This window comes from Nonomuraea sp. 10N515B, from assembly GCF_052245915.1.
Lineage (GTDB): Bacteria > Actinomycetota > Actinomycetes > Streptosporangiales > Streptosporangiaceae > Nonomuraea.
In genome coordinates, this window is the sequence record NZ_JBQQBQ010000047.1 from 71421 (window position 1) to 81286 (window position 9866).

The 9866-nt window shown below is 70.2% G+C and carries 10 protein-coding genes; 4 read left to right on the forward strand and 6 right to left on the reverse strand.

Going from position 1 to position 9866, the window contains the following annotated elements:
- Positions 1-89 precede the first annotated feature (89 nt).
- On the reverse strand, positions 90-1481 hold the full coding sequence (locus tag ACTWQA_RS43470) for an amino acid permease (protein WP_443164731.1): 1392 nt from the start codon (positions 1479-1481) through the stop codon (positions 90-92).
- Positions 1482-1780: 299 nt separating this feature from the next.
- Between ACTWQA_RS43470 and ACTWQA_RS43475 the strand changes: the two genes are divergently transcribed.
- Positions 1781-2041 (forward strand): hypothetical protein, encoded by a 261-nt coding sequence (locus ACTWQA_RS43475; RefSeq protein WP_443164732.1) that lies wholly within the window; start codon positions 1781-1783, stop codon positions 2039-2041.
- Here the strand turns inward: ACTWQA_RS43475 and ACTWQA_RS43480 are convergent.
- Positions 2025-3206, reverse strand: a complete 1182-nt coding sequence (locus tag ACTWQA_RS43480) for a glycosyltransferase family 4 protein (protein WP_443164733.1) — start codon at positions 3204-3206, stop codon at positions 2025-2027. The genes ACTWQA_RS43475 and ACTWQA_RS43480 overlap by 17 nt on opposite strands.
- Positions 3207-3398: 192 nt before the next feature.
- On the opposite strand from ACTWQA_RS43480, the gene ACTWQA_RS43485 reads away from it, so the two are divergent.
- Positions 3399-3824 (forward strand): hypothetical protein, encoded by a 426-nt coding sequence (locus ACTWQA_RS43485; RefSeq protein WP_443164734.1) that lies wholly within the window; start codon positions 3399-3401, stop codon positions 3822-3824.
- Positions 3825-4046: 222 nt separating this feature from the next.
- Here ACTWQA_RS43485 and ACTWQA_RS43490 read toward each other — a convergent pair whose 3' ends face one another.
- Positions 4047-4826: a phytanoyl-CoA dioxygenase family protein gene (locus ACTWQA_RS43490; protein WP_443164735.1), complete on the reverse strand. Its 780-nt coding sequence runs from the start codon at positions 4824-4826 to the stop codon at positions 4047-4049.
- 96 nt (positions 4827-4922) lie between these two features.
- Here ACTWQA_RS43490 and ACTWQA_RS43495 point away from each other — a divergent pair, with 96 nt between their 5' ends.
- Both ACTWQA_RS43495 and ACTWQA_RS43500 read left to right on the forward strand, forming a co-directional pair.
- Positions 4923-5795 (forward strand): AraC family transcriptional regulator, encoded by an 873-nt coding sequence (locus ACTWQA_RS43495; protein WP_443164736.1) that lies wholly within the window; start codon positions 4923-4925, stop codon positions 5793-5795.
- Positions 5796-5864: 69 nt separating this feature from the next.
- Positions 5865-7136, forward strand: a complete 1272-nt coding sequence (locus tag ACTWQA_RS43500) for an ABC transporter substrate-binding protein (RefSeq protein WP_443164737.1) — start codon at positions 5865-5867, stop codon at positions 7134-7136.
- Between the two features lie 5 nt (positions 7137-7141).
- On the opposite strand, the gene ACTWQA_RS43505 is transcribed toward ACTWQA_RS43500, so the two are convergent.
- Genes ACTWQA_RS43505 through ACTWQA_RS43515 form a run of 3 tightly spaced genes read right to left on the reverse strand, consistent with a single transcriptional unit; the run spans position 7142 to position 9802 of the window.
- Positions 7142-8356 carry a winged helix-turn-helix domain-containing protein gene (locus tag ACTWQA_RS43505; protein ID WP_443164738.1) on the reverse strand — a complete coding sequence of 405 codons (1215 nt, stop codon included), beginning with the start codon at positions 8354-8356 and terminating at the stop codon, positions 7142-7144.
- A 37-nt stretch (positions 8357-8393) separates the two neighbouring features.
- Positions 8394-9515: a retropepsin-like aspartic protease gene (locus ACTWQA_RS43510; RefSeq protein ID WP_443164739.1), complete on the reverse strand. Its 1122-nt coding sequence runs from the start codon at positions 9513-9515 to the stop codon at positions 8394-8396.
- Positions 9512-9802 carry a helix-turn-helix domain-containing protein gene (locus ACTWQA_RS43515; protein ID WP_443164740.1) on the reverse strand — a complete coding sequence of 97 codons (291 nt, stop codon included), beginning with the start codon at positions 9800-9802 and terminating at the stop codon, positions 9512-9514. Before ACTWQA_RS43515 ends, ACTWQA_RS43510 begins: the two co-directional genes overlap by 4 nt.
- Positions 9803-9866 lie beyond the last annotated feature (64 nt).

The window sequence follows — 9866 nt, forward strand, 5'->3', positions numbered from 1 at the left end:
GGTCACCATGCCGTGTGCCGAGCCCCACAACCCAGATTATGTCCAGGCCGTTTTACGGATCTCTCCCCTCGGTAAAACCCTGGTCGTGGTCAGGTATTGAGCGCGGAATGACGGCGGCTGTACGCGAAGTAGATGATGAGTCCCAGCGCGAACCACACGGCGAAGCGCAGCCAGGTCACCGGGTCCAGGAAGGTGATCAGCCAGAGGGAGAAGAGCACGCCGATGCCCGGCACCACGGGCATGCCGGGCGTGCGGAACTCCCGGTGCAGGTCGGGCTGGCGGTAGCGGAGCACGATCACGGCCGCGCACACCACCACGAAGGCCAGCAGGATGCCGATGTTGGTCAGCTCGGCCGCCTCCCTGATGGGCAGGAACCCGGCGATCAGCGCCGAGGCGACGCCCACGATCCAGGTGACGCGCGTGGGCACCCGCCGTACCGGATGCAGCCGGGCGAACCACAGGGGCAGCAGCCCGTCCCTGCTCATGGAGAACCACACCCGGGTGACGCCCAGCATGAACGTGAACATGACGGTCAGGATGCCGATGACGGCGCCCGCCGCGATCAGCGTGGCCAGGCCGGACAGCCCGGCGGCGGCGAACGCCGAGGAGAATCCGCTCTCCGGGTCTATGTCCCGGTAGTTCTGCATGCCGGTGAGGACGAGCGTCGCGAGCACGTACAGGACCATGGAAATGGCCAGAGAGTAGACGATGGCCTTGGGCATGTGCCGCCGGGCGTCCTTGGACTCCTCGGCGGCGGTGCTCATCGCGTCGTAGCCGAAGACGGCGAAGAACACCGTGGCCGCGCCGGTGATGGCCCCGCTGACGCCGAAGGGGAAGAACGGCGTGTAGTTGGCCGGGTCGATGAAGAAGAACCCGACCCCGATCACCAGCAGCACCACGGCCACCTTGATCGCGACCACGAACGTCTCGAACCTGGCGGCCGCCTTGATGCCCAGGTTCAGCAGGAAGGCGATCAGCAGGCAGAGCAGCACCGCGAACAGGTCCACCACGCGCCCGTCTCCGGTCCCCGGCGCGCCGAGCATCCACGGTGGCAGGGTGATGCCCAACTGTTGCACCAGAAAGCCGAAATATCCGGATATGCCGATGCCGACGACGGCGACGATGGCCGTGTACTCCAGCAACAGGTCCCATCCGATGAACCAGCCCACGACCTCGCCGAGCACCGCGTAGCCGTAGGTGTAGGCGGACCCGGCCTTCGGGATCATGCCGGCGAACTCGGCGTAGGAGAAGGCCGCCGCCGCGCTGGCCACCCCGGCCAGGAGGAACGACACGAGCACGGCCGGCCCCGCCGTCTGGTTGGCCACCGCCCCGGCCAGGGCGAAGATGCCCGCGCCGATGATGCCGCCGATGCCGATCGCGGTGAGCTGCCACAACCCGAGCGCCCGGGACAGCTCACCCTCGTGCTCCTCCGCGATCTGCTCGACCGGCTTGCGGCGGAACACGCTCTGCGACGAAACCATCACGGCCTCCTTGCTCCAGCGGGTCTCCTCTCGGGCCCCTTTCCTGTACGGCCCGCGCCATACTGCCCGCCCTCGGGATTTGACGACTTCCAGAACGTGGTTTCGCGGCCCTCCGGCGGGCACCTGTGAACGCATGGATCGCACGGATCTGGAACGGCGGACCGTCAAGGCCGGCCGGTGGCCCATGACCGGCTGGCGGCGCGTCCCTCCGGGAGGGCGGCACAGCACGCCCGCTCGACCTGCCCGGGCTCACCGACGCCCTGGTCTCCTGGCTCGAGGCCGAGGAGCTGCCGCCCGCGGTGGATCCCCGGGCGCGCTCCTGGCCGCGCATGATCGGCAGGTGGCTGCGCAACTCCGTGCGGGAGAGCCCGCGCATGGCGCCGCTCAACGTGGCCGACTACCGGGACGCGGGGCTCCGGCGGGTCGTCGCCACGTTCCAGGAGGCGATGCGCGACCGCCCCGAGGACAAGCTGCCCCGCGTCGTCGTGCCGGGCATGCCGCACATGATCCCGTTCCGCGGGCCGCGGGCCCTGGTGCCGGTCATCACGGACTTCGCGTGAGGCTCGCGGGGAGCGGCCGGCCGCTCGCCAGGGCGGCGAACAGCTCCTTCCAGAGCGGCATCACGACCTGCGGCGTATAGGCGTGCGCCGTCTCCGCCGCGGCGGCGCCCAGGCGCGCGCGCAACTCGCGGTCGCCCATCAGCCGGGCGAGGGCCTCGCCCAGCTTCTCGAAGTCGCGCGACGGCACCAGCAGCCCGTCCCGGCCGGGCGTCAGCACGTCCGCGGGTCCCGTGGGGCAGTCGAAGGCGACGATCGGCAGGGCGTGGCCCATCGCCTCGATCATCGCCATCGGCAGCCCTTCGATCCGCGAGCTGAGGGCGTAGATGGACGCTTTGGCCAGCTCCTCGTGGATGCGGTCGGTGCGGCCCATGAGCCGGATCCGCCCGCCCATGCCGTGCTCGTCGATCCGCTCCTGCAGGCGCTGCTGCGACGGTCCGGTGCCGAAGATCCGCACCGTCCACTCCGGGTAGGCGTCCGCGACCGCGGCGAACGCCGGGATGAGCATGTCGAAGCCCTTCTGCGGCACCAGGCGGCCGACCGCGATCACGGCCGGGTTGCTCTGGTCGGAGTGCTTGCGGTGCTCCATGTGCACGGCGTTCGGGATGCGCACGACCGGCGCTCCGGGGCTCAGCAGCGCCCGGTACTCGGCCCGGCTGGTCTCGGTCAGCACCGTGATCGCGTCGAAGCGGCCGTAGTGGCGGGCGATCTGCTCGCGTACGGCCGGGTGGTAGGCGGCCAGGTTCATATGCTCCTGCGCCACCCGGATGACCTTGCGGGAGGCGCGGCGGGCCGAGATCAGGTTCAGTGCCGGGCGGGTGGTGACCAGGATGCCGTCGGTCAGCGAGGACACGTAGTCCATGACCGTGGCCTCCACACGTTCGGTGAAGTACTCGGCGGCGAACTCGCCGTACGGCACGATCTTGCCGCGGGCCCGCCGCCACACCTTGCGGGCCAGCGAATCGGAGGCCACCCCGTCGCGCTGGTCCACCAGCGCCGACAGCCGCACCCGTGGGTCGATGGCGAACTGCGGCTTGGTGCGCCGCCGCACCACGCTGACGATCTCGACGTCGTGGCCCGCCTCGGCCATCGCTCCGGCCTGGTTGACCACCGTGCGGATGGTGCCGCCCATGCCGTAGGCGTGCAGCAGCATGTACCGGATCTTCACGTCTGGTACTCCCACTTCATGAAGGGTGAGAGTACTGGCCTTTTCTGGGGATTGACTGGGAACCGAACACCCCGGTCTGCATGGACGCGGCGGTCCCGGCCGCCCAGGCCTTCTCGCGCGTCCAGGTCGGTCATGCGGCTTTCCTCTTCCGCTATGGGCGGATGGTGCCATCGTCTCCTAGTCTCCCCTCTCGTGCCCCGACGATCATGGGTTCTCTGGACTGCGGCTCTGCTGACCGCGCTGGCTCCCAGCATCTCCACCCGGGTCTTGTCTCTGCTGACCGGAGGCGACCGCAGCAGCTTTTTCTACGCGGTCATGATCTCTGGCGGGTGCCCGGGCTACGAGATCGACTCGATGATCCCGGCGAACCTGATCGGAGCGTTCCCGCTGTTCTGGTACGGCGGCGCACCGCTGATCGTCCTGGCCTTCGCGGGCTGGTATGCGAGCGTCAGAACCGGGCGGGACCGGCTCGGCGGGATCGTCGGCCGCGCTGCGGCTGTGGTGCTGCTCCTCCGGCACCTCCCCAGCCTGCTGCTGCTCTTGGTCGATGGGGCGTTCGGTCCGGAATGCGTGGCCGCCGCCGCGGCCGCTTCACCCGCACGGCGGCCACGGTCCTGACGGTGACGGCGATCCTGCTGGTCGTGGCGCAGGACCAAGGGGTGGGACGAGGTGGTCGAGGTCGGCTACGACAGCCCGCGCGGCACTCTGGCCCTCTCCGACACCCAGGGAACCACCGTGACCGGCCTGACGGCCGCCGGTCCCGGGGCGTACCGGGTGCGGGTGCACCTGCGCGGGCGCAAGCTCGTCTACCAGGTGCCGTCTACCGATGAGAGGTCTGGCTCAGGCCCACTTCTCCGCGCCGGCGAACGGCATGTGCTCACCCTCGACGTACCTCGGGAGCGGCTGGTAGACGTTCACTCCCGGGTCGCCGCGCAGCAGCAGCGCCGACACGAATGGCTGCTGCTCGCTGGTGATCCGGGTCGAGGTCGGGATGTACCTGATCGTCAGGCCGCAGCGGCGCCTGGGCGAGGTGTTGGCGTTGGAGGCGTGCAGGATGTTCGGGTGGTGCACCTCCACGTCGCCGGGCGACAACACCAGGTCCACCGCCCGCGACTCGTCCACCGTCACCGCGCTCTCCGAGCCGAGCACGTTGTCGATGTCGTCGCGCTGCCGGAGCGCGTGCAGGTCCTCCTTGTGCGAGCCCGGGATCACCCGTACGCAGCCGTTGTCCGGCGTGGACTCGTCGACCGCGAGCCACAGCGTGACGACCCGCATCGGCTCCAGCGGCCAGTACGCCCCATCCTGGTGCCACAGGACCGGCATGCCGGAGAAGGGCGGCTTGCTGATGTAATGCGCGGCGAACAGGGCGATATCCGGGCCGACGAACAACTCGGCGAGGTCCAGCAGCCGGTCGTCGCTCACCAGCCGCACCCAGAACGGGTCGCCGGCGACCAGCTCGGTGGCCAGGTCCTCGCCGAGCCGGTCCGGGTGCTTGGCCTGGAGCCAGGCGACGTGGTCGCTCGCCTCGGCGACCAGGTCGCGGTCGAGGACGTTCCGGAAGATCGTGTAGCCGTTGCGGTCGTAGTCCTGGAGGGTCCGCTCGACATCCTTGATCACCATGTACTCCTCTGCAGGGAAGGGCGTCGATCCGGATTCTTCGGTGACTGCGGCCCGAGTTACTAGTACTCGCCGCTCCATAACTATTAATTTCCTGACATGCCGACGATTCTGCGGTGGGTCGAATTCGCGGCCGGGTTGCCGTACCACGCGGCCCTGGTGCCGGTGACCGGCGGCCGCCGCGACCGGCCCGAGCCGCACACGCACGCCGATTTCCACGAGCTGGTGTTCGTGACGGCGGGGGTGGGCACCCAGAGAGTGGGCGAGTGCGAGATGCCGCTGCGTGCCGGTGATGTTGTGCTGGTACGGCCGCACGACCGGCACGAGTTCGCCGCCACGACCGCAACGGGCCTGCGGTTCGTCAACATCGCCTTCCCGAGCGAGCGCTGGCGGGCCTTCGCCGACCTCGCCGGGCTGGCCGGCACGGCGGACTGGGACCGGCGCGAGCTGCCACCGGCGGCGCGCGCCGACCTGGAGGGGCCGGTCGCGGCCGAGTTCGCCCGCGTGCTGGGCGCCTATTCCGGTGTGCCGCGCGTGCTCGACCTGGTGCGGCTCTGGACGGCGGTCGTCCCGCTGCTGGAGAGCGCGGACGGCACGGCCGTGGACCGGCGGCCCGGCTGGCTGGTGTCGGCCTGCGTCGCGATGAGCCGGGAGGAGAACCTGCGCGAAGGGCTTCCCCGGCTGCTCGCCCTGGCCGCGGTGAGCCCGGGGCACCTCGCCCGCTCCATGCGCACGCACTACGGCTGCACGCCCGTCGCGTTCGTGGCCAGGCGGCGGCTGGAGCACGCCGCGCTGCTGCTGACCACGACCACGGAGAGCATCGGCGGGATCGCGCACCGGTGCGGCTTCTCCGGCCAGTCGTACTTCGGGAGGCTCTTTCAACGCGCCTACGGCATGGCGCCCCGGGACTACCGGGAGACCACGAGGCGGGCTGTTGTTCCGGCGGCTATGGACGCCCAAGATATCAAGTGATTAGATGACTTGCACTCGGGCCCGTTTTCATCTCCAGCCAGGACCACAAGTGAAACAGGAGGGCCGGGCATGATCCGGTCGCGTCCAGTGCTCATCGCCGCCGTCACTTCCCTCTTACTCGCCGGCTGCGGCTCCTCCGGCGACACCGCCGGGCAGCAGCAGCCCGGCAAGACCGAGCTGAAGCTCTACAACGACAAGGGCGCCTGGAGCAAATACTTCGACGAGATGGGCGTCCTGTCCCAACAGCAGATCGGCCTGTCGATGAAGTCGGTGGGTTACACCGACGAGCCGACGTACCAGGCGTTCATCAAGGCGTCCTTCCGCACGAGCGTGAAACCCGACCTGTTCACCTGGACGACGGGCGGGCGGCTGGCGGAGATCGTCGCCCAGAAGCAGGTGGCGGAGACGACCGCGATCTGGCAGGAGGCCATCAAGAACGGCGACCTGTCGGCCGATCTGGCCCCCTACTACACCATCGGCGGCAAGCAGTATTGCGTGCCGTTGAACGCGGCCTACTGGGGCATGTTCTACAACAAGAAGCTCTTCGACGAGCACGGGCTGAAGCCGCCTGCGACCTGGGACGAGCTGATCCAGATCGCCGGCACGCTGAAGAAGAACGGCGTGCCCGCCTTCTATCACACCTCCGTGTTGTTCTCCTTCGTCTGGTTCGAGCAGCTCCTCGCCGGCACCGACCCCGACCTGTACGACCGCCTGTCCACCGGCCAGGCCAAATACACCGATCCCGGCGTGGTGGAGGTGATGAAACGCTGGAAGTCGATGATCGATGCGGGCTACTTCAACAACCCCGGTGACAAGACCGACCCCGGCGACGTGCTCAAGACCGGCAAGGCGGCGATGGTGTCGTTCGGGACGTGGTTCAACACGAGCATGACCCAGCGCGGCATGAAGCCGGGCACCGACTACGGCTTCTTCGTGATCCCGAACGTCAACGCGTCCCTCCCCAAGACCTCGATGATCTTCGAGAGCGGCCCGCTGTGCTCGCTGGCCAAGGCGCCCGATCCCGCGGCCAGCATGAAATATCTCAAGTGGTGGGTGGGGGCCGGCGCGCAGGAGAAGTGGGCCACCGCCAGGGGAGACGTCTCGGCCAACCCCAAGGTCGCCGTCGCCGACGAGGCCATCGCGGAGGTCGGCAAGGCCGCGGGCAGTGGCGAGTATCGGCTGGTCAACCGGTATTTCGAGGCCACGCCGCCACCCGTGCTCACCGCCGCGCTGGACGGCTTCAGCGGGTTCGTCGCCAAGCCCGACACCTACGAGAAGGTGCTCGCCGACATCCAGGCCGCCGCCGATGAGTATTGGAGCACGCACAAGCAAGGAAACTGAGCGCGTCAGGGCGACAGCGCGGCTCGCCACGGGTCCGGCACCTTGTCCCCGTAGGCGATCTCGCGGGCCCCGGCGAAGGCGGCCAACTCGGCGACCGCCCGCCCCACGGCGGTCGCCGTGTCCGCGGACGTGCCCGGCTCGGGGAACAACCCTTCGATCTCCAGCCGCGCCCGGCGCCGGTCCAGACGCGGCACCAGCCTGCCGACCAGCCGCTCGCCGTGGAGGATCGGCAGGATGTAGTGCCCGTACTGCCGCTTGGCCTTGGGCACGTACATCTCCGTCCGGAACACGAACCCCCACAGGCGCTCGGTCCGCTCCCGGTCGCAGATGAGGTTGTCGAACGGCGACAGCAGCGTGGTGCGCGGCTCCCAGTCGCGCTCCAGCAGGCCGAGCACGTCGCGGTGGACGTACCACCGCTCGTCGCCGCCCTCGACCTCGGCGGGCACGACCCGCCCCGACGCCTCCAGGCCGCTCAGCACCTCGGCGAGGCCGGGATAGCGGGAGCGGATGAAATGCCGCTCGATGTCGGCCGCGCGGGCCACGCCGAGTGCGCGTAGCGCGTGCTCGGCCGCCCGCCTCACCGCTTCCTCCCGCGGCAACGGCTCCAGCTCGGCCCACTGCGGCAGCCCGCGCTCGGGCAGGTCCCACAGGCGGGTACGCCCCTCCCGGCCCGCCACCATCACGTGGCCCTGGAACCACAGGAAGTCCAGCATCCGCTCGACGTTGCGGCCATGGGTCCACCCGCTCGACCGCCACGCGACGGCCGCGAGGTCGTCGAACCCGCCGACCGGCAGCGGACCCTTCTCCCGCAGCCGGTCGAGGACGTGCTGCCGTAAGGCGTCGTTCGCCGCCAGCCAGTCGCGGACCTGCTGCGCGTAGCGGGACTCGCCCGCCGGGTAGACGCGCATCATCACCTGGTGGATGGGGTAGTCCTCGGCCAGCACGATCGACGCGGCGTGCGCCCAGTATTCGAACAGCCAGCGCTCGCGCCAGAGCAGCACGTCCACGTCGCCCGGGTCGTAGCCGCCGACCCTGCTCCAGAGCACCAGCAGGTGACTGCGTGTCACCACGTTGACCGGGTCGAGCTGCAGACACCGCAACGTCCGCAGCACCTGCCGCAGGCCGTCGAGGTCGTTGCCTGGGCGGGGACCGGCCAGGTGCTGGCAGGTCACGGCCAGCCGCCTTGCGGACGTGAGGCTGAGCGTCAGGGGGCGCGACATGGTCGTCAAGCGTACTCGAAAAAGAGTTCGACCGGAGCTATTGGAACGTGTATTCCTGGCGGTCGAAGTCCAGCGTCCAGGCGTACTCGGAGAGGAAAGCCTGCGAGATCAGCCCGTCGATCCTGACGCCGCCGAAGTCGGACCACGGCGCAGTCCTGCCCGGCGCGACGGACAGAAGGTGCGCCGGCTGCTCCAGCGGTCCCAGGCGCAGCGGGTGCGGTGCCGTGAGGTGGGTGGCCGCGAGATCGGCACGAGGGATGCCCCAGGTGCGGTACTGGGACCTCGTCGCCAGCACGGCCGCCTGCCTGATCCTGCCGTCGTCCTCGATCAGGTGCACCAGGCCGGAGTCGACGAAGAAGGTGAGATCGCGCGGGCCGTGGCCGCCCTTCGCGAACATGAAGTGGTCCGCCCAGAGGCAGAACGGCACCCGGACGCCGTCCGGCGGAGGACGGTGCCCGCGCGGGGCCAGGAGGAGATGACCGGCCGGAGCGTCGATGGTGGGCAGAAAGTGCCGCAGCAGGCAGGTGCCCATGATCACGATGTCCTGGGGGCCGGTCAGCGTGGGGAGGACGTCCACCGGCACGTTCGTCAGCGCCACGCCCCCGAGGTCCAGCTCCCGGACGAGGCCGGTGCGGACCGGCGTGCGGGTGACGCCGTGGAAGCGGCGGCCGGCCGGTACGGCCTCGACGCCCATCGCCGCCGCCCGCTCCAGGCCCATCACCAGGAACGCGCCTCCGGTGTCCAGGTGGATGAGCGTATGGCGCCCGTTCAGCGTGCCCTCGACGGCCGGCAGGTACGGCGCCAGCGGATGGTCGGCGAACGGCAGCGTGACGGGCCCGTCCGCCTTGACCGTCATCGGGTGGTCGCGCCGCAGCGCCAGACCGGGCGGAAGGCGGCGGCGCCGGCGGTGTAAGTGCTCGCACGCCTTGTCCACCCGGTCCAGGTGCACCCAGGCGTGCGCCACCGGCATGTCCAGCGCACGCGGCGGGCGCCGGAGCGCCTGGTAGCGGGCCAGCCCCTGCTCGAACCGCCCGCGCACCAGGTCGGCCAGGACGAGTAACCGCTCGGCGCCACGGGGCGGTCGCGCCAGGCGGGCGGCCTCGTCCACGTCCCCCGATCGCCAGGCCCGCCACGCGGCGCGGTGCCGTGGCGTGATCATTCCGGCTCCGTCTCGGACGGCGGGGCGGGGTCGTCGACCCCCGGCGAGCCGGGGCCGACGTCGAGGGCGGCGGACAGGATGGCGAGGAGCGGGATGAGGGCTCGCCCCACGATCTCGTACGTGCCGCGCCGCGGCTGCCGGATCAACCCGCCCCGCTGCAGCTCGCGCAGGTGGTGGTACAGGTGCCCGGTCGAGCTCTCGGCGCCCAGCGCGTCCTGCAGCTCGGCCCGCCCGCGTGGCCCGCCGGCGAGCGCAGCGAGCAGCGCCAGCCTGGCCGGGCTGCACATCGAATCCAGAGTCTACGCCGCGGCAGTACCGTCGGCCGCGATCAGGTCGTCGATCTGGTGCTCG